General features: G+C 35.7%; 20 protein-coding genes and 1 pseudogene. 11 read left to right on the top strand and 10 right to left on the bottom strand.

Features of this window, described 5'->3' with window-relative positions; genetic code table 11:
- Positions 1–112: 112 nt before the first annotated feature.
- From ACWPVE_RS04500 to ACWPVE_RS04475, 6 genes and pseudogenes are all read right to left on the bottom strand, one after another.
- On the bottom strand, positions 113–577 hold the full coding sequence (locus ACWPVE_RS04500; protein WP_453997350.1) for a peptidoglycan-binding domain-containing protein: 465 nt from the start codon (positions 575–577) through the stop codon (positions 113–115).
- Positions 578–649: 72 nt separating this feature from the next.
- Positions 650–1,162, bottom strand: a pseudogene (locus tag ACWPVE_RS04495) (peptidoglycan recognition protein family protein); the annotation flags it as partial.
- Positions 1,163–1,312: 150 nt separating this feature from the next.
- Positions 1,313–1,501 (bottom strand): YfhD family protein, encoded by a 189-nt coding sequence (locus tag ACWPVE_RS04490; protein ID WP_309535690.1) that lies wholly within the window; start codon positions 1,499–1,501, stop codon positions 1,313–1,315.
- Positions 1,502–1,622: 121 nt separating this feature from the next.
- Positions 1,623–1,739: a YfhE family protein gene (locus tag ACWPVE_RS04485; protein WP_453991075.1), complete on the bottom strand. Its 117-nt coding sequence runs from the start codon at positions 1,737–1,739 to the stop codon at positions 1,623–1,625.
- Positions 1,740–1,881: 142 nt separating this feature from the next.
- The gene (locus tag ACWPVE_RS04480) at positions 1,882–2,439 is read right to left on the bottom strand and encodes a GNAT family N-acetyltransferase (RefSeq protein WP_453991073.1); all 558 of its coding nucleotides are present in this window, start codon (positions 2,437–2,439) and stop codon (positions 1,882–1,884) included.
- Between the two features lie 491 nt (positions 2,440–2,930).
- A complete protein-coding gene (locus tag ACWPVE_RS04475; protein ID WP_453991071.1) occupies positions 2,931–3,836 on the bottom strand; it encodes a TIGR01777 family oxidoreductase in 906 nt (301 codons plus the stop codon).
- Between the two features lie 100 nt (positions 3,837–3,936).
- Between ACWPVE_RS04475 and recX the strand changes: the two genes are divergently transcribed.
- Both recX and ACWPVE_RS04465 read left to right on the top strand, forming a co-directional pair.
- Complete coding sequence (gene recX / locus ACWPVE_RS04470) at positions 3,937–4,752, top strand: recombination regulator RecX (protein WP_453991069.1); 816 nt, start codon at positions 3,937–3,939, stop codon at positions 4,750–4,752.
- A 1-nt stretch (position 4,753) separates the two neighbouring features.
- Positions 4,754–5,074 (top strand): YfhH family protein, encoded by a 321-nt coding sequence (locus ACWPVE_RS04465; protein ID WP_453991067.1) that lies wholly within the window; start codon positions 4,754–4,756, stop codon positions 5,072–5,074.
- Positions 5,075–5,109: 35 nt separating this feature from the next.
- Here the strand turns inward: ACWPVE_RS04465 and ACWPVE_RS04460 are convergent, their stop codons facing one another.
- The 3 genes from ACWPVE_RS04460 to ACWPVE_RS04450 all read right to left on the bottom strand — a co-directional run bounded on the left by ACWPVE_RS04460 (position 5,110) and on the right by ACWPVE_RS04450 (position 6,710).
- Positions 5,110–5,262, bottom strand: a complete 153-nt coding sequence (locus ACWPVE_RS04460; protein WP_453991065.1) for a YpzG family protein — start codon at positions 5,260–5,262, stop codon at positions 5,110–5,112.
- A 116-nt stretch (positions 5,263–5,378) separates the two neighbouring features.
- Positions 5,379–5,537, bottom strand: coding sequence for a small, acid-soluble spore protein K (locus ACWPVE_RS04455; protein WP_453991063.1), 159 nt, complete (start codon positions 5,535–5,537; stop codon positions 5,379–5,381).
- A 189-nt stretch (positions 5,538–5,726) separates the two neighbouring features.
- Complete coding sequence (locus ACWPVE_RS04450) at positions 5,727–6,710, bottom strand: metal-dependent hydrolase (RefSeq protein WP_453991061.1); 984 nt, start codon at positions 6,708–6,710, stop codon at positions 5,727–5,729.
- A gap of 152 nt (positions 6,711–6,862) precedes the next feature.
- Here ACWPVE_RS04450 and mutY point away from each other — a divergent pair, with 152 nt between their 5' ends.
- A complete protein-coding gene (gene mutY, locus ACWPVE_RS04445) occupies positions 6,863–7,942 on the top strand; it encodes an A/G-specific adenine glycosylase (protein WP_453991059.1) in 1,080 nt (359 codons plus the stop codon).
- 179 nt (positions 7,943–8,121) lie between these two features.
- Here mutY and ACWPVE_RS04440 read toward each other — a convergent pair whose 3' ends face one another.
- The gene (locus tag ACWPVE_RS04440; RefSeq protein ID WP_453991057.1) at positions 8,122–8,352 is read right to left on the bottom strand and encodes a cytosolic protein; all 231 of its coding nucleotides are present in this window, start codon (positions 8,350–8,352) and stop codon (positions 8,122–8,124) included.
- 156 nt (positions 8,353–8,508) lie between these two features.
- On the opposite strand from ACWPVE_RS04440, the gene ACWPVE_RS04435 reads away from it, so the two are divergent.
- The 8 genes from ACWPVE_RS04435 to ACWPVE_RS04400 all read left to right on the top strand — a co-directional run bounded on the left by ACWPVE_RS04435 (position 8,509) and on the right by ACWPVE_RS04400 (position 18,413).
- A complete protein-coding gene (locus ACWPVE_RS04435; protein ID WP_453991055.1) occupies positions 8,509–8,682 on the top strand; it encodes a gamma-type small acid-soluble spore protein in 174 nt (57 codons plus the stop codon).
- Positions 8,683–9,121: 439 nt separating this feature from the next.
- Positions 9,122–9,376, top strand: a complete 255-nt coding sequence (locus tag ACWPVE_RS04430; protein WP_453991053.1) for a YgaB family protein — start codon at positions 9,122–9,124, stop codon at positions 9,374–9,376.
- A gap of 354 nt (positions 9,377–9,730) precedes the next feature.
- A complete protein-coding gene (ntdP, locus tag ACWPVE_RS04425) occupies positions 9,731–10,261 on the top strand; it encodes a nucleoside tri-diphosphate phosphatase (RefSeq protein WP_453991051.1) in 531 nt (176 codons plus the stop codon).
- Between the two features lie 85 nt (positions 10,262–10,346).
- Positions 10,347–12,098 carry an ABC transporter ATP-binding protein gene (locus ACWPVE_RS04420; RefSeq protein WP_453991049.1) on the top strand — a complete coding sequence of 584 codons (1,752 nt, stop codon included), beginning with the start codon at positions 10,347–10,349 and terminating at the stop codon, positions 12,096–12,098.
- 187 nt (positions 12,099–12,285) lie between these two features.
- Complete coding sequence (locus ACWPVE_RS04415) at positions 12,286–14,574, top strand: helix-turn-helix transcriptional regulator (RefSeq protein ID WP_453991047.1); 2,289 nt, start codon at positions 12,286–12,288, stop codon at positions 14,572–14,574.
- Positions 14,575–14,897: 323 nt separating this feature from the next.
- Positions 14,898–16,472, top strand: coding sequence for an extracellular solute-binding protein (locus ACWPVE_RS04410; protein ID WP_453991044.1), 1,575 nt, complete (start codon positions 14,898–14,900; stop codon positions 16,470–16,472).
- 86 nt (positions 16,473–16,558) lie between these two features.
- Complete coding sequence (locus ACWPVE_RS04405; protein ID WP_453991042.1) at positions 16,559–17,536, top strand: ABC transporter permease; 978 nt, start codon at positions 16,559–16,561, stop codon at positions 17,534–17,536.
- Between the two features lie 40 nt (positions 17,537–17,576).
- Positions 17,577–18,413 carry a carbohydrate ABC transporter permease gene (locus ACWPVE_RS04400; RefSeq protein WP_453991040.1) on the top strand — a complete coding sequence of 279 codons (837 nt, stop codon included), beginning with the start codon at positions 17,577–17,579 and terminating at the stop codon, positions 18,411–18,413.
- Positions 18,414–18,510 lie beyond the last annotated feature (97 nt).

Raw genomic sequence — 18,510 nt, 5'->3', positions numbered from 1 at the left:
CCCAAAATACTGTCACTATGCGAAATTACTGACACTGTCCAAGAAATACTGTCACTATGCGAAAAATACTGTCACTATTGACGAATTACAAAACCCACTGAAATACAGTGGGTTACATATCATTTAGTTCCAACTGTATATATTTCTTCGTTTGTGGACCGTATATCCCGTCATTAGCAAGGGCCGCATACATTGATTGGAACCTTCGTACTGCATCTTCCGTTAAAGGTCCATAACTACCATCAATCATTTTGGGATCAAAGTGAATATGCTTTAACGCACGTTGGATCATCCGAACTTCTTCACCTGTATCGCCTCGGCCCCAAACCCCATCAGGAAGTGGGAACTCTTCATCCATTGAATGATCTTGTTTTAATACTTCTTCAAGCTTTCTTATCGTAGCTGGGCCAACTAATCCATCCACAACGAGTCCATATCGTTTTTGGAATCTCATAACTGCACGCTCTGTGGCTGGACCAAAGCTTCCATCGGCTCCGTAACCAGGCATTGGGAAACCTGCTTGGATTAAATCTTGTTGAACTTCTTTTACAAATGGCCCAGTATTTCCTCGTCGTATTGGTAGTCGAACAGAAACTCCAGCAACAACGGGTTTTGTATTACTTGTAGGAATTCCTTTGAAATCACGATTATAAGATTCTTGTACGTCATTGATAAATTCTTCCCATGAGATCCCATGCGGGCGTAATGCACTTTGAGGATCCGATCTTCGAGAAGGATCTAAGGTACTATGTGCGACAATATGTCTTCTTGGGTCTAAATTAAACGTATCGCATAAATAAGCATGGTACCATACGTACCGATTATATGCCTCTTGGAAATTAATCTTCCCTCCATGGCAAAGCTCAACCCCAATTGCTGCATCATTCGCATTATCGCCAAATCGCTGGTTATCCGTATTGACGCTATAGCGAACATGCCATGCTTTTTCTGTAAGAGGGATTATTTCTAACACGTATTTATCATCAATAAATGTATGGGCAGAAGCACTCGGTTGAGAGCGATCAAAATAATTTCGGTTCGCATAAGCGGTTGACCCCGGGTTACCTGTATCATGGCACACGATAAAGCGGACCTTTGAAATTTTTTGCCCTGAACGTGAATTTCCAAAACGAATATAATCTCTTGTAATTGGATACTCCATTTCATTCACCTCCATGAAAAAATGAGTAATCGTTCCATCCTATGCGTGTTAAGGTAGTACCGTTCCATAATTATTTTTAGTATCAAATAAGGGTAGGATTAAACAATAAAAAAACCGAAGGAGATTTCCTTCGGTTTCGAAATGAAAGTCTTATTTCTTTTTTCGTTTTTTTGCACGAGCATCTGCAGCGTTTGAGCGTGCTAGAGCTTCTAGGTCATCCTGGTCGGCAAGTTCACGTGAAAACTCGACATCACGACCATCTGATTTCATATTTTTAGGAACTTGAGGTAAGCTCCCTTTGTTTTTATCGCGTGTTTTTTGTCCCCTAGATCTTCCCATTATCAACACCATCCCGACTTAATAATGGAGAGGCTACATATTTGTAACACTCTCTATAATTAGGATGACCTTGATAACCTTCTTCATAAGTGGAAGATACTGATATGTATGAAAGTCGAGTCTATTTTTTCGTATAGCCGCCAGCACGATCTGCCATTTTAAATTCCCGCGAATAAGTAACTTCCTGCATGCTACTTAATGTGCTTTTTGTCTTATCCCGTCTTTTCTCTTTCGCCATCGAAAATACCTCACTTTCTATGTAATGTAGTATTATTTTATCCAACCTAAAAAAATCCAAACAAAAAACCGATCAATTGCGTTTTGGCGAAATTGATCGGTTTTTTAACTTTTCAGGAGGCTGTTGGAAAACGGATATTTATCTATGCCTCTTTTAAATGCTCTTCATCAGATGAATGTCCAACACGTAAGGTGTGCATCGTATATAAGTCTTTAGATACTTCAAAAAGATTATAAATATCACCATTTGCATTTATTTCATCGAGTAATGATTTCCGTGTTTCATTCGCAAAGGTGACAAATGGAAGTTTACTTACCGCCTTTGTTGAGCGAAGGTTAACTTTCTTTACCCTCATAAATATCGTTTCAATGTTAAGTTCATAAAAGAGTTCAGTAAAAAACGCATCCTTGGCAATTTGATTATAGCCTTTTCCATGATATGGCTTACCAAGCCAGGTCCCCAGGAAACCAGCATTTTCTTCAATATCATATAAATTTATTGTGCCAATAGGAGAGCCCCATTCATCTAAAATGGTACGTGAAATCAATTCACCACGCTCTTCTGCCTCAATTGTTTGCTTTGTAATAAATAAAAACTCTTCATACGAATATGCCTTTTGACGCACAAATGGGAAGACATCCGGGTGCACCAGTAGGTCATAAAGAGCCTGACAATCCTGTAGCTCACGCTTTTTTAGCATCAGTTTCCCCTCCAACTGAGGACAGACCGGACCTGTGGTATATCGATCTACCCTCGAAATTTTTTGTTAGGATGTCAAAAAGTCACCAAATGATAAGCTGCGAACCTCGGCGTCACTCGCTCTCTACCGTTCCTCACGTATAAAATGCATACGATATTGGTCTTCGAGCTGCGAGTTACCTTGATCTTCCTGCTTCAGGTTTGTCGACTTTTTAAACACGCACTATGATATAAAAAATTTCGGGGTGGGAATCGAACCCACTAGAACCAGTGAAACTGGTGGCGCACCATTTGCCTTCCCTAAAGTTAGCTAACTAAAATTAGCCAAATTTAAGTTTGTATTATGTTATTGTAGTTTTGTTTTTTTACTTCACTCTAGGTATCATACTCGAAACTTTTGTAAAAATAAATAGGTTTTTTGTGAAAATTTTGTATCAAATTATTGGTAAATTCGACGCTTTTATTTGAATGATGGAGAATGATGTCGAATCATCATTTTAAGATGTGACTGAGTGCTTTCTCAAGGGAATCATAGGTAAAAGTAAACCCGTGGCTCTCAAGTTTTTTAGGTAATACCCTTTGTCCCTCCAATACTAAAATGCTCATTTCACCAAGTAAAAGCTTTAATGCAAAATCAGGAACTGGGAGCCAATGTGGTCTATTCAGGACTTTTCCGATGGTTTTTCCAAAGTTCATCATTTGCATTGGATTTGGCGCGGTGAAATTAAAAGGTCCGCTTATATTTTCGTTTTGTAAAAGAAAATCAATACCGTTTATCACATCATCAATATGAATCCAGGAAAGCCATTGTTTCCCTGAACCAATCGTGCCTCCAATGAAAAAGTGATAAGGGAGAACCATGCGTGAGAGAGCACCGCCTTTTTCACCTAAGACAACACCTAGCCGTAAGAAACACGTTCTAACACCTAGGTCAGTTGCTTTGCTGGCTTCCATTTCCCAATCGACAACAGTTTGTGCTAGAAAATCATTTCCATGTCGTGTATCAAATTCCGTAAAAGTCTGGGTGGTAGAAGTACCGTAAATTCCAATCGCACTTGCATTTAATAACACTTTAGGCTTTTTCTTGAGCCTTGCGATGATCCGTAAGATTTCTTTTGTTGCAGACAGCCGGCTATCCACGATTCTTTTTTTGCGAATTTCTGTCCAACGTCCACTATTTAATGATTCTCCAGCAAGATTAATGATTGCATCTACTTCCTTTAACTTGTTTTCAGGCGCATTGTTAGTCCCAAGCCACTCAATATATTGAAGGTTGGGATGGTGACTTTTTTTCGCAGCGTTCCTTGTTAAAATAAAGACCTCATGTCGTTTGCTTAAAAGAAAGTCTGTAAGATGTTTCCCCACAAATCCAGTTCCACCTGTAATCGCAATCCTCATGTAGTTCTTCCTTTCCATTCTCTTTTTGTACATAATTCAATACGTTTTTCATATATCCTTTAAATTACTTGTGCTACTATAATAGAGAGGTGTAATTCAAATGGCGATTATAGCAAAAATCACAACTCAAAAGAAAAATAAAGAGCGATTTAATATATTTCTTGATCATGGCAAGGGTGAGGAATATGCGTTTAGTGTAGATCAAGATGTCCTTATTTCCTTTCAATTAAAAAAAGGAATGGAGCTTGATGATCTAGATATATCTGAAATACAGTTTGAAGATGAAGTGAAAAAGGCCTTTAATTTGGCTTTAAATTTTTTATCTTATCGAATGCGTTCGACGAAAGAAGTCAAGGATTACCTTAAGAAAAAAGAAGTAGATGCCCCGATTATTCCAGACGTCATTCACAAGCTGGCGGGCTATAAATATATAAATGATGAAGAATTCGCGAAAGCGTATGTCCAAACACAAATCAATACAACATTAAAAGGTCCTGAAATCATTAAACAAGAGCTTATTGAAAAAGGAATCGAACAAGATATACTGTTGAAAAGTCTGGAGCTTTTTACGATGGATGAGCAGATTGAAAAGTGTATGAAGCTTATTACAAAAACAATTCCAAAGAATAATAAAGTATCTGAACGCCAGACAAAACAAAAGCTTGAGCAAACTCTTCAGAGGAAAGGCTTTACATGGGATGTCATTCAGATTGCGATGGAAGAAGCGACTATTGAGAAGAAACCTAGTGATGAATGGAAAGCTCTCGAGCATCATGGAATGAAAGCCCATCGTAAATATCACACACTTGAAGGCTGGGAATATGAACAAAAAATGAAACAAACATTATTCCGGAAAGGTTTTGAATTAGACTTGATTGAAAAGTTTATCAATCAAATAAAGGAAGGAGAGAATTAACATGCAAGAAAAGCGATATAGCCAAATGACAGAATTTGAATTAAGACAGGAAATAGCTGGCTTGAAAGAACAAGCAAGAAAAGCAGAACAGCTTGGGATTGTAAATGAACTAGCTGTACTAGAACGTAAGGCAGCAATGGCTAAAGCGTACTTATTAAATCCTAATGATTTTAAACCTAATGAAATATATGAAATTGATGGAGACCCTGGTACTCATTTTAAAATCAACTACATAAATGGAGTTTTTGCTTGGGGGCATCGAGTGGGGCAAGAAGATAAAGAAGAAGCACTTCCGATTTCATTACTTATAAAAGATTCATAAAAACCAGAGAGCGAGTACTCTCTGGTTTTTGTCATTTAAGACCGTTTTCGTGTTTGGTGTTCCAATATAATGAGGTTTTGTGTACGTCGTGTTTCTCCATTCACCTGTGCCCAAGCATGTTTTGGATTCGCCCATGCTTGTTGGAAAGGATTATTATATTCGTTTCTTTTATACCCTTTTTTACCCATTACACGCACCTCCAAGGTCATCTCGATTCGATTTTTTTACCCGCCTAAGTGGTTTACAAAGACGATTGCTTACGTAAAAGCGCAGTACGTCGTCATCTTTGCTTTTTTAAGCTGAATTAAAAATCGTTTCGTTCACTTGAAGCTTTCATTCTTTCCTGTGGATGTGTGTTAATGGAACCATCTGCTCTTGTTGAAGCGTATTCTGCTTTTGCTCTAGGTTCACCCTGAAACTTGTTACGATTCTGGTTAGGGAATCCTTGTTTCTTGTTTCGCATGCGAATACCTCCTGTAGAAGCAAAATTGGATATCGTGTAAAAAGGATGAGTAGATCATCCCTTAAACACGTATTAGTAGTATGGTGTTCTTCACCTTTAATCATGTAAAATGAAAGACGTGAAATAATGGTAATCCAAATGGGATAGGAAAAAATAATACCCATAACAATCGTTGTTATGGGTAAAAGGTCAGTTAGGAACTAATTCTAACTTTTTACGCAGTTTTTCTTCACTAAATATCCAACCTGTATAAGATGTAACAATATTTAAATCGAGGTCTAATTGTACGACAGCAATAAATGGGTAATGACCTTTACTTCGATATCTCAGGTCAATAAAACGAACCTCATAATAATCATCATATTCGTCTATTTCCCAGCGGAAAACAGGAGAGAAATGAAGAAAAGCTGCCAAGTTTCTATCTTTTTTAGCTGCATTTATGACTGGTGTATCTGGTATTGGTCGCTTGGCAAATTGATCATGTATGATAATCTCATTATCTTTAGCACGAGCAACATAAAAATAATTATCCGTTACAACCGCAATATGCCATTGGTTAAACCGATAGGTCGGTGAAATGATAACTTCCTTAATGTTTTCATGAATTTTATTCCGAATGGCCGTTTCTACTTTATTTCTCATTCTAAACCGAATGGTATAATAAATAAAAAGGATGGCGTATACGGAGAAAAAAGTAATACCTGGGTGCAAACCGAGCTTCCATATAATAATTCCCACTAAATGGATTAAGAAGATAAAAGGGTCAAACGTATTAATGACGCCTAATGCTACCCATTTATGTGAAAAAGGTCGCAATGCCTGTGTTCCATAGGCATTGAAGATATCAACAAAAACGTGAAGTATAACACCGATAAAGGTCCACATCCATAGATGAAAAAGATTTGCTTCAGGGAAGAAGAAAAAAAGTGCACCCGATATCAATATTGGCCACAGCAACACAGCTGGGATGGAATGTGTAATTCCTCTGTGATTTTTTATATAATGAGCATTGTTACGTAATTTAAGTATGGTATCAAGGTCTGGTGCCTGTGACCCAATTAATGTACCAAAAATTACAGCTTGTGTTGTAGCGGGATTAACTGTTACAACTGGATCTAGTGTGGCAATCCCACCTAAGGCAAGACCCATGACCACATGTGTGCCTGTATCCAAAAACTAAGACCTCCTTTTCCATACGTGTCTTATCATTAATGTATCCAACAATCATAATTTCAAAAGTCACCAGCGTGAAAATCTGAGATGCCCCTTTTAGAAAATAAATTATTTATATTTTAACACCTGGGGAGAAGGAATGGTATGAATAAATGAAAATGTTAGAAAAATTTAAGATAGATGAATTTCAAAGAGATTTAATTGAATGGTTTGAAAAAGAACAGAGGGATCTTCCGTGGAGAAAAGATCAAGATCCCTATAAAATATGGGTTTCTGAAATTATGCTACAGCAGACGAGGGTTGACACTGTTATTCCGTATTTTAATAATTTTGTTTCAAAATTCCCGACTGTTAAGGATCTTGCTGAAGCAGATGAGGAAAAGGTACTCAAAGCGTGGGAGGGACTGGGTTATTACTCAAGGGTAAGAAATCTTCACTCTGCGGTCAAGGAAGTTACAGAAGTATATGATGGAAAAGTCCCCAATACAGTTAAGGAAATTTCTAGCCTAAAAGGAATCGGGCCATATACGACTGGAGCCATTCTAAGCATCGCATATGGAATTCCAGAGCCAGCGGTAGATGGAAATGTGATGCGTGTTCTTTCAAGGATATTATCGGTTTGGGATGATATAGCGAAACCAAAAACTCGAAAGTTATTTGAAGACATTGTTAGAGAAATCATTTCTAAAGAAAATCCATCTGCTTTTAATCAAGCATTGATGGAGTTGGGAGCATTAATTTGTATTCCAAGTAACCCAGCATGTTTATTGTGTCCAGTACAGGAGCATTGCAGGGCTTTTGCAGAAGGAGTTCAGAAGGAACTTCCTGTAAAAAGTAAGAAAAAGGCGCCAACAGCAGTTTCAATGGCAGCAGTTGTCTTACAAAATGATGACGGTAAATTCTTAATTCATAAACGGCCTGAAAAAGGATTGTTAGCAAATCTATGGGAATTCCCTAACCATGAAACAATAACAGAACTTCAAACTCCGAAAGAACAACTTAGTGAATTTTTAAAAAGTGAATACAAGGTAGAGGCAAATATTGGACAGGCATTCACAACTATTCAGCATGTGTTCTCACACCTAATATGGAATATCACAGTATTCGAAGGAAAACTTACTGGTACTGTCCCTCAAACAGACCATCTAAAGTTAGTCACGCTAGAAGAACTGGAAGAGTATACTTTTCCAGTTTCCCATCAAAAAATTCTAAGAAGCTTTCTCGAAAAATGAGAAAGCTTCTATTTAACTGAAACGAAGGTATAAATTCTTAAAGCAAGTTGGTTCAATGTCTAGCTCCAGATGCAAATTCCTCAAGGTCATAAGTCAATCACTCTGGAAGGTAAATGGTGCCTTCTGCTAGTGCTTGTCTTACTATTTTCATCAATAAGAAGGACATTGCGCTCTTTTTACTAATATGGATTATCGTACGATAAACGAATATCACTTGTGTAGTCATGGTTACGATGAAAACCGCCTCTAGCTTCTATTTCTTGGACAATTTCATTGTGAAGGGATTTGCCCTCTGCATTCAGATATGGAACAATTTGTTGGAAGGAATGGTGGAAAAAAGCAAGCTCACTTTCCTTCCATTCAGATTTTGGGATCATTGATAAATGAGTCATGTCTCGACCAGCATACATCTTCAATTACCCTCCTTTGATTTTCACTTTGTTCAATTAATAAGATTATCCATTCGTTGAAAAAATATCCATTAAAAATAAGTAATTATATATAATGTTTTTTAGGGATAATTAATTCATTTCTGGGACAAATTAATTGTCGTGGAGGTGATAATAATGGCTAAACAACCAAACAAAACACAAGCGGGTACTAACGTACAAAAAGTAAGACAACAAAACGCTCAATCTCAAGGCCAAGGTCAATACGGTACTGAGTTTGCTAGCGAAACAAACGCACAAGAAGTAAGACGTCAAAACCAACAGTCTCAGGCTAACAAAGGCCAAGGCTAATATAAACTAGACTCAAATACTTAACAGAAAACACTTCCATGCATCCGCTGGAAGTGTTTTCATGTATTAACTTCTATAATGTCTTCAGTTAAGTTTACTATATTCTTTTTTACAATGATTGAGACAGAGCGAGCGGTCAGACCATTTGTTTGAGTCAGAAACAGTGGTGGATTGCGACAGAGTGAGTGGTCAGACGATAGTTTTAAGTCAGAAACAGGGAGAAATTGCGACAGAGCGAACGGTCAACCTACTGTATGTGTCAGAAAGAAACTCTAAAGGTGAAAATCATCAATAAATATTCCTCCGAAAGTCTACTCCTATTGTTTTGACAAAACCTCCTATAACTCTACATACAAAGACAAAGGAAAATGGGTCTATTTACAGAAATATAAGGTTATAACATTAATAATGGTTCATACACTAATAGGAGGATAACAGGATGAGCAATTTTAATGACCTTGTTGGTGAACAGTTAAAAACTATGGACAAGTTACTTTTCATTCAATCCGAAATTGAAAGATGCCAGGAATTAGAGAAGCAGATTTTGGAACTTCAAAAAGAAACAGAGCTTAAAACTTTAAAAGAAGAGATCAAACAAATGCAGGAAGAGTTAGCTCAAATTCATGATTTATTCCAGCAACAAACCGAAGAAGTCATCCGATCCTATAAAGGAAAAATCCACCAAACCGTGTAATATAAAGGATCGTGACCAGAGTCATCGAAATTTCGGTGGCTCTTTTATTTTCCTTATTAGCCTCTATGGTGGAAGTCTTTTAATTGAAGTTATTTTACAGTTAAATCAAAACGAAGCATTTGAGAGACAACATCTTTTTGTCTTCCATCAGAGCCCTAAAAATCCGCCGAAAATTTGTCAAGCCGAATTTGATAAAATAGTAGTTGAACCGTTATAATAGTATAAAAAGGTTTTTCTTTGTTTTTATACTTTCGATATGGGAGTTCTGTAAATTAATTCACTGTATTGTACAAAACATAAAGATTTAGAAATGTATAAGACAAAGCTGCCCAAAAATGAAAGTAGGGAGAGAGAATGGTTATTCCCATGGAAGGAGACAAAATACAAATCCATAGTTATAAACATAATGGTCATATCCACCGTGTTTGGGAAGAAACGAGAGTACTGAAAGGTACGCAAAGTCTTGTAATTGGAGGAAATGATCGGACAACGGTGACTGAATCGGACGGTCGGACTTGGATTACACGTGAACCAGCTATCTGTTATTTTCATGCGCGCTATTGGTTTAATATTATTGGAATGATTCGTGAGGATGGGGTGTACTATTATTGTAATATCAGCTCACCCTTTATTACCGATAATGAAGCTTTAAAATATATTGATTATGATTTGGATATCAAAGTATTTCCAGATATGACATTCATTCTATTAGATGAAGATGAATACGAAAAGCATCGTCGCGAAATGAACTATCCTGATGTAATTGATAAAATTTTAAAAAATAATGTAGACAAGCTAATCCAGTGGATCCGTGGACGGAAGGGTCCATTTGCACCTGACTTTATTGATATGTGGTATGAGCGTTATTTAACCTATCGAAGTTAACAAATTACTCAAAAAACCTGTTGAAATTAAAGCAACAGGTTTTCAATTTGTACAAAGCAACACAATTTGAAAGAAGGTCAGATATTTGGGGAGTACTAGACGTTATATGAAATTTGTGAAACCATACTGGTTTCAAATCTTGATTACAATCATAATTGGTATTATTAAATTTACAATTCCGATGCTCACTCCACTATTATTAAAATATATATTGGATGATGTCATTGCAGCCGATCTTGCACAGGACGAAAAGCGAACTAAGCTATACATAGCGATGGGTATCATGTTTTTTATATTTCTAGTCTTACGGCCACCTGTGGAATATTTCCGCCAGTATTATGCGCAATGGGTTGGTAGTAAAATTTTATATGATATCCGTGATCAGCTATTTGATCATATTCAAAAACTGAGTCTAAAATATTATGCGAACACTAGAGCTGGTGAAGTCATTTCAAGAGTCATCCATGATGTAGAACAAACAAAAACTTTTGTAATTACAGGATTAATGAATTTATGGCTCGATCTATTTACTATTTTTATCGCTATTGCCATTATGTTGACTCTTGATGTGAAATTAACAATCGTTTCTATCATTTTGTTTCCACTCTATGGATTTTCAATTAAGTATTTTTACGGGAGACTTCGTCACCTTACAAGGGCTCGTTCTCAAGCACTTGCAGAGGTGCAAGGCTATCTTCATGAACGTGTTCAAGGGATACCGGTTATTCGTAGTTTTGCAATTGAAGACCATGAACAAAAGTTATTTGACAAACAAAACAGTAATTTCCTAAAGAAGGCATTAGATCATACAAGCTGGAATGCGAAAACCTTTGCCGTTGTTAATACGATAACGGACCTTGCACCGTTACTAGTAATCGGATTTGCGGGTTACCAGGTAATACAAGGGAATTTAACAGTGGGAACACTTGTCGCTTTTGTCGCTTATATTGATCGATTGTATAATCCTTTAAGGCGACTTGTAAATTCATCAACAACATTAACACAAGCCCTTGCATCAATGGACCGAGTATTTGAATTTGTCGATGAGAAATATGATATTGAGGACAAACCAAATGCGGTTGAATGTAAAAATGTAGCAGGAAACGTGAGCTTTGAAAATGTCTCTTTTTCCTACGGAGATCATGAAAAAGATCAAGCGGTATTGAAAAATATCAACCTACATATACAAAGCGGAGAAACAGTTGCCTTAGTTGGGATGAGCGGTGGAGGAAAATCTACACTGGTGAGTTTAATACCAAGATTTTATGATGTGACTGGAGGAAGGATATTACTAGATGGAACTGACATACGTTCCTATAAAGTTCGAACACTCCGTGACAAAATTGGAATGGTTCTTCAGGACACCTTTTTATTCAGTGAATCTGTAAAACATAATATCCTTCTTGGAAAGCCAGATGCTACAGATGAAGAAATTATTGAAGCAGCTAAAGCTGCCAATGCCCATGAATTTATTGAAAAACTTCCACAAGGTTATGATACTAAGGTTGGCGAAAGAGGAGTAAAACTTTCAGGTGGTCAAAAACAGCGTATTGCAATCGCACGAGTGTTTTTAAAAAATCCACCACTATTAATATGGGATGAGGCTACTTCCGCATTAGATCTTGAAAGTGAACACCTCATTCAGGAATCACTTGAGGAACTGGCGAAAAATCGAACTACGTTTATCGTGGCGCACCGTCTATCTACGATTACACATGCGGATAAAATTGTCTTAATTGAACATGGAGAAATTGTAGAGATAGGTACACATGCAGAACTGATGAGCAGTAAGGGAAATTACTTTAACCTGTTCCAGGTTCAACAACTAGATAATTAAAGAGAAAAGACATGGGATTCAACATTCCATGTCTTTTTTTGTCTAAAAATTATGCCCTGATAATGGTTGTGCATACGGTGTGTTCTATTTAATATTGAAAATTCAAAAATAAGATTTATAATGAATAGATAAAGATTTCTAAAAAATCAAACAAATTTCCTGTTTAGAAAAAAAAGAGGGAGAGAGTATGAAAAAGAAAAACTTTTTTAGGCTATTGTTTTTTTCGTTTTTAATCATCATACTCGTTTATACAGTTGGTGTGACAGGTGTTTACTTTTTTAAAAATGATCAATTAAAGGATCAAGAACGGCGAAACAACCACAAGATGATGCTAGTTCAAGTACAAAAAGCAATGGATAAACGGATTCAAGCTGCTTTAAGTGGAATTATTCAGCTTCAATCTAGTGAAGATTTTATCCAGTATAGTTTGAATAAGAACGAGAGATTGAACTATTATTACATGAATGAAGTATTTAAAGAACTTCGTAAAGATTCTACCGTATATGCAAATTATCAATTTAACATAGGTGTAATGAAAACGAATAGTGATATTGTCATTACTCCAAACTATACAATTAATCGAGAAGATTATTACAAGGAATTAGGACTAAATCGTCAAAATTTAAAAGAGCTTCAATCGTTTATTGATGATAATACCTGGATAAGTATGATTGAGACTTATCCGCTTGTTACAAAGACGAAAGATCAAAATTTAACATTTGTAAAAAAGTCCAGAGTGGGAAATGGAAATACGTTAATTTTTGTTACATTCCATCATAATGACTTACTTCTTGAACAGAGAAATAATTTGATAGGAGATGGAATTGCCATCCTTGCAGATAATCAAATTCTGATGAAAGATACGTCCTTTAATGAGAAAACAAGTAAAACTATATTTGCCTCTGATGCCGTAAACTTGATAAGCGCAAAAAACGAACTGGACCCCTCGCACATTACGTATGATGTATCCAATTATACTGTTCATTCGATTGGCTCAGAGATCATGAGGGATTGGCGTTATCTTTATATCGTACCAAGCAAAATTGAACATCCCATTTCTGGTATGGAGCTAATTCAATCAATTTCCATATTATTGGGGTTACTTGTGATCGGTGTACTGTTAACATTTTTGATCGCAAATTATATCTATCGACCAGTAAAAAATATTGTAGGTATTTTGAGAGAAGGACAAGACCTCGATACTGATGATGAATTCTCATTTATTCATCATAAAACTGTAAAAATCAAATCGATTAATGAACAGCTCCAAGAAACAATAGAGGAGAGTAAATTATCACTTAAAGTGAAATTCTTAAGGGAGTTACTCTTGGGGATTGCTCATAAAGAGTCAATCTCTGAAATTATCGAGCAACTAAACTTGGATGTTCTACAAACAGAGATTACCTTAATCCTTTTAAGTATTCGAAAGAACGGTGACGTAAAAGAAAAGTTATCTCAAGATGGAATTAATAAATTAAAATCACATGCAATTAACTTTCTAAAGGAATTTATTACGAATCATAATTTGATTTGTGAAGTAATTGAACTGGATTCGGAAAAAATAGCAATCTTTGTGAAGGTAAAGGATGTAAATCAGGTGAAAGATGTCATCGAGGAAATGATGAATCAAGTAGAAGATGAGATTCGATCAAACATTGTAATGGCTGTTGCGAACCCTGTTACTTCAGTGCATCAAATCGAACAAGCCTATAATCAAGCAAGAAACCTCTTGGAATATCAATATGTGTTTGATAAGAATACGATTTTAACAATGAAAGTTCTCGAAGATATTGAACATGACGGTTATTTTTATCCGATGGACGCTGAAGTGGATCTTATCCAATTAACCCTGGGAGGAAAAAAAGAAAAAGCAGTTTCTATTCTTAAAAACATCGTGCAAGAGAATCTGCAAAAACGAAATCTAAATAAACAACTTCTTTCACAATTTGTGTTGGCAATAGTGGGGACAGTGAATCGTATTTTACATCATGTAAACAAAGCGGAAAAGGACTTATTTAAAAATGAAATTGATTTATATAATGAACTCTTAGAATTTAGTGATAAAGAGGAACTTGAAAACAGGATATATGATATTTTTAACTTAGTTTTCAAAGAGTTCGAAAAAGAAGAAACTGAAGACAAATCGATTGGTAATCAATTAGTTGACTATATTCAACAAAACTATACATCGGATATCTCTTTAAATGATTTATCGGATAAGTTCCAGTTGTCAACAAGTTATATAAGTACCATTTTTAAAGCGTATACAGGAACGAATTTTAAAGAATTTCTAAACAGGTATCGGATACAAAAAGCAAAAGAAATCCTCTCATCTAACGATATCATGGTGAATCAAGTCGCATTATTGGTTGGGTATAATAATGTAAATACATTTATTAGGTTATTTAAAAAATATGTAGGTCTTTCTCCAGGACAATATGAAAAAAATATAAATGAAAAATGTACCGATCTATAATACGGTACATTTTTTCTTTATTTTGGACTGCAATCGTTCATTAACCTATCAATAATTTTTCAAAAAAGAAGAAATGAAGATTACAAAATAAGTGAATATTGCATTTCGTAAGTTTTGTAGATGATTGAAAGAAATGATGATTGTCATTTTAGATTGGAAAATTTACATTATTGGTAAGTTATCGAGAAGATAACGTATCGAATTAATATGTAAGCGTTTTAAAGAGAGGTTTAGAGTTTATCAGATTTCTATATAGAAGGTGGTGGTCTAAGACTCGTTACGTACAAAATGGATTAAATAAAATAAGAAGAGGGGTATGGGGTATGAAGAAACGATTGCAATTACTATTCTTGCTAGTGGCGGTAGCACTGATTGCATTTGGATGTAGCAAAGAGGATACAAAGGAAGTAACAGCACCTTCTGATTCAAAGAATGAGACGGAAGGAACATTTGTTAGCAAGGATCCACTTGAATTATCCATTCATCTTCACTACGCAGATAAATACATATTTGATGATGAGTGGCTGGTATTTAAGGAAGCTGCTAATAAGACAAACGTCACATTAAAAGGAACGGCTTCAAAAAATGCAACAGACAGTAATGAGGTATTTAACTTAATGATGGCTTCAGGTGATATACCTGATATCGTTCATTCAAGTGTTCAAAATCTAAATCAATTTGGGGCAGAAGGTGCATTTATCCCATTAAATGATCTAATCGAAGAACATGCACCAAATATCAAAAAGGCATTTGAAGAAAACCCTGAAGCGAAGAAATATGTAACTTCAACCGATGGAAATATTTATACCATTCCTTTTATTCGAGACGGTAATCCTGAAAAAGGTTGGTACATCCGTTATGATTGGCTGGAGAAATTAAATCTGGAAGTACCCGAAACAACAGAAGACTATTACAATGTTTTGAAAGCATTTAAAACACAGGATCCAAATGGTAACGGAAAGGCAGATGAAATCCCTTATGCATCAAGGGGAGGAAGTAGAGGAATTGAATACTTCACTGATTTAATGTATCTATGGGGAGCATATGATGGAGCTTTCTTGAAGGATGGGGAAATTAAATATGGACCATTGGAAGAGGAATATCCGATTGCAGTAAAGAATTTAGCAAAATGGTATAAAGAAGGCCTTATAGACCAAGAAATCTTCACACGTGGAAAAAATTCAATTATTGAATTAGCTGGAAATGATACATTGGGGGCAGCCCATGACTGGTTTGGTAGTACAGCAGGTGTTAATGCCCTCTATAAAGATCAAATTCAAGGATTTGCTTTCAAGCCATTCGCACCTCCAACAAATACAAAAGGTGAAAAATTTGAAGAGTCATTGAGAGATCCAGTGGGAAGCGTTGGATGGGGAATTGCCCATAGTAATGAAAATCCAGTTGAAACCATTAAGTATTTTGATTTCTGGTTCACAGAAGAAGGTAGAACACTAATGAACTTTGGTGTTGAAGGTGATACTTACACAATGGTTGACGGAAAACCAACATTTACAGATGAAATTTTAACGGCTGGAAACGTAGCTGACTATTTAAAGTCTACATACGGAGTACAAATGGAGATTGGCTTCAAACAGGATTTTGCGTATGAAGAGCAATGGGTAGATCCAATAGCTTTCGAAGGTATGGAACTGTATGAGGAAAATGGATATTTTATCGATAAAGAAGATGATTATCCTTTACTATCCTTTAGCCCTGAGGAACAAGAAGAAAGTAACTCCATAAGAACTTCTATAGAAACGTATATCGATGAAAATCTACAAAAATGGATTCTAGGTGCATCAGATGTTGAAAAAGACTACCCTGCATTTAGAGAACAATTAATAAAAATGGGTGCTGAGAAATATTTAGAAATTCAAAATAAAGCTTATAAACGTTAAAAAAGTACTAAGGGCAGCCATTCCAAATTGGGTTTAAGCTGCCCTTATTTTTTCAAAATCTAATAATACAAAAGGAGGCATATTATTTGGCGTCTAATGTTGAAATGGTTAAGTCGAAGAAGCCATTACAAGAGAAATCAAAATTTCAAGCAAATATTGAAGACTGGAAACTAAGTTTTAAGAAATATAAGATACTCTATCTTTTGCTTATCCCGTTTATTACTTGGTATATTCTTTTTCAATACAAACCAATGATGGGGTTAATCATTGCTTTTCAAGATTACAGTGTTTTTAAAGGGATTGCTGGAAGTGAATTTGTTGGCTTTAAAAATTTCATCGACTTCTTTGGTGGCGATTACTTTTGGAGAACGTTTAGAAATACATTATTGATTGGCATCTATGGATTAATTTTTGCATTCCCAGCGCCCATTCTGTTAGCACTATTGTTAAATGAGGTGAAAAATAAATATTTTAGAAGTACTGTACAAACGCTTACCTATCTTCCTTACTTTGTTTCAACTGTCGTTGTTGTTGGAATCGTAATTAACTTTTTATCCCCATCTACGGGTGTAGTAAACATGTTTATCGAAAAGCTTGGTTTTGAACGGATTTATTTCTTAACACAGCCTGAATATTTTCGGACAATATACATTTTAACAATGGAGATTTGGAAAACTATTGGCTATACCGCAATTGTTTATATTGCAGCAATCGCAGGGGTTAATCCTTCACTATATGAAGCAGCAACGATGGATGGTGCAAGTCGAATCAAGCAGATGTTCCACATTACAATCCCCTCCATCCTGCCAACAATCATGATTATGCTAATTTTAAATATTGGAAATATATTAAGTGTGGGTTATGAAGCTATCATTTTATTATATCAGCCATCTACTTATGAAACTGCAGATGTAATAAGTACATATGTTTATAGAGCCGGGCTTCAAAATGGTCAATATGATATCGCAACCGTAGCCGATTTATTTAATGCAGTTGTCGGCCTTATTTTGGTAATTGGGGCAAATAAGTTAAGTAAAAAACTAACCAATAATGGTTTATGGTAGGTGACTTAAACTGAAACTCACAGGAAAAGATCGCATATTTGTGACTACTAATTATATACTTCTAGGTATTTTAGCCATTCTTTGTTTTTATCCTTTTGTCTATGTTTTTTCAGCATCATTCAGTTCTGGTAAAGCTATTGCAGAAGGTAGTGTCTGGTTATGGCCAGTGGACTTTAATATTGAATCATATAAGCAAGTGTTTACGCACCCAGGTATTTGGATAGCCTTTGGGAATACAATTTTTTACACAGTTGTGGGTGTTGCTGTAAGTTTATTTTTTACCATATGTGGTGCTTATCCATTGTCAAAACGTGACTTGAAGGGGAAGGGATTCATTGCATTCTTTATCGCCTTAACGATGTGGTTTAATGCGGGGATGGTTCCAACTTATTTAAATTTTGTCGGATTGAATCTTCTCGATACACGAACGGGGATCATTATTGGATTTGCACTTAGTACATTTAATGTATTTATCTTACGAACATTTTTTCAATCCTTGCCTGAATCTTTAGAGGAATCGGCTAAGATGGATGGAGCAAATGATTGGCAAATTCTTTGGAAGATTATTCTGCCTTTGACAAAGCCTGCTCTAATAACGATTGGTTTATTTTACGGAGTTTCAAGATGGAATGGTTATTTCTGGGCAATGGTTCTATTAAAGGATGAAAATAAGATACCTCTGCAAGTTTTATTACAAAAACTTATTATTGAAATGAACATTGAACAGCAATTCTCGATTGTTAATGCAGGTATTTACTCACAAGAGACTATCATCTATGCAACCATCATTTTCTCAACATTACCTATCGTCATCCTTTATCCGTTCTTACAAAAACATTTTAAAAAGGGTGCAGTGGTTGGTTCGATTAAAGAGTAGTCCAGCAGACATGATCAAGTCCCTCCTTACTAAAATGTTTTATACATTTTAGTAAGGATTTAGATATTAAACTGCTGCTTTTTTACATTGTTAAGAA

This window comes from Bacillus nitroreducens, from assembly GCF_964021195.1.
The sequence above is the reverse complement of the archived record's forward strand: the minus strand, read 5'-3'. Positions and strand labels throughout refer to the sequence as shown.

Bases quoted from the DNA above. Each gene is read 5' to 3' on its own strand.
- mutY (WP_453991059.1), top strand. From the start codon at position 6,863: ATGAAAATGTTAGAAAAATTTAAGATAGATGAATTTCAAAGAGATTTA.
- ACWPVE_RS04485 (WP_453991075.1), bottom strand. From the start codon at position 1,739: ATGGCGAAAGAGAAAAGACGGGATAAGACAAAAAGCACATTAAGTAGC.
- ACWPVE_RS04490 (WP_309535690.1), bottom strand. From the start codon at position 1,501: ATGGGAAGATCTAGGGGACAAAAAACACGCGATAAAAACAAAGGGAGC.
- ACWPVE_RS04455 (WP_453991063.1), bottom strand. From the start codon at position 5,537: ATGCGAAACAAGAAACAAGGATTCCCTAACCAGAATCGTAACAAGTTT.
- recX (WP_453991069.1), top strand. From the start codon at position 3,937: ATGGCGATTATAGCAAAAATCACAACTCAAAAGAAAAATAAAGAGCGA.
- ACWPVE_RS04440 (WP_453991057.1), bottom strand. From the start codon at position 8,352: ATGTATGCTGGTCGAGACATGACTCATTTATCAATGATCCCAAAATCT.
- ACWPVE_RS04460 (WP_453991065.1), bottom strand. From the start codon at position 5,262: ATGGGTAAAAAAGGGTATAAAAGAAACGAATATAATAATCCTTTCCAA.
- ACWPVE_RS04410 (WP_453991044.1), top strand. From the start codon at position 14,898: ATGAAGAAACGATTGCAATTACTATTCTTGCTAGTGGCGGTAGCACTG.
- ntdP (WP_453991051.1), top strand. From the start codon at position 9,731: ATGGTTATTCCCATGGAAGGAGACAAAATACAAATCCATAGTTATAAA.
- ACWPVE_RS04430 (WP_453991053.1), top strand. From the start codon at position 9,122: ATGAGCAATTTTAATGACCTTGTTGGTGAACAGTTAAAAACTATGGAC.
- ACWPVE_RS04435 (WP_453991055.1), top strand. From the start codon at position 8,509: ATGGCTAAACAACCAAACAAAACACAAGCGGGTACTAACGTACAAAAA.
- ACWPVE_RS04415 (WP_453991047.1), top strand. From the start codon at position 12,286: ATGAAAAAGAAAAACTTTTTTAGGCTATTGTTTTTTTCGTTTTTAATC.
- ACWPVE_RS04465 (WP_453991067.1), top strand. From the start codon at position 4,754: ATGCAAGAAAAGCGATATAGCCAAATGACAGAATTTGAATTAAGACAG.
- ACWPVE_RS04475 (WP_453991071.1), bottom strand. From the start codon at position 3,836: ATGAGGATTGCGATTACAGGTGGAACTGGATTTGTGGGGAAACATCTT.
- ACWPVE_RS04480 (WP_453991073.1), bottom strand. From the start codon at position 2,439: ATGCTAAAAAAGCGTGAGCTACAGGATTGTCAGGCTCTTTATGACCTA.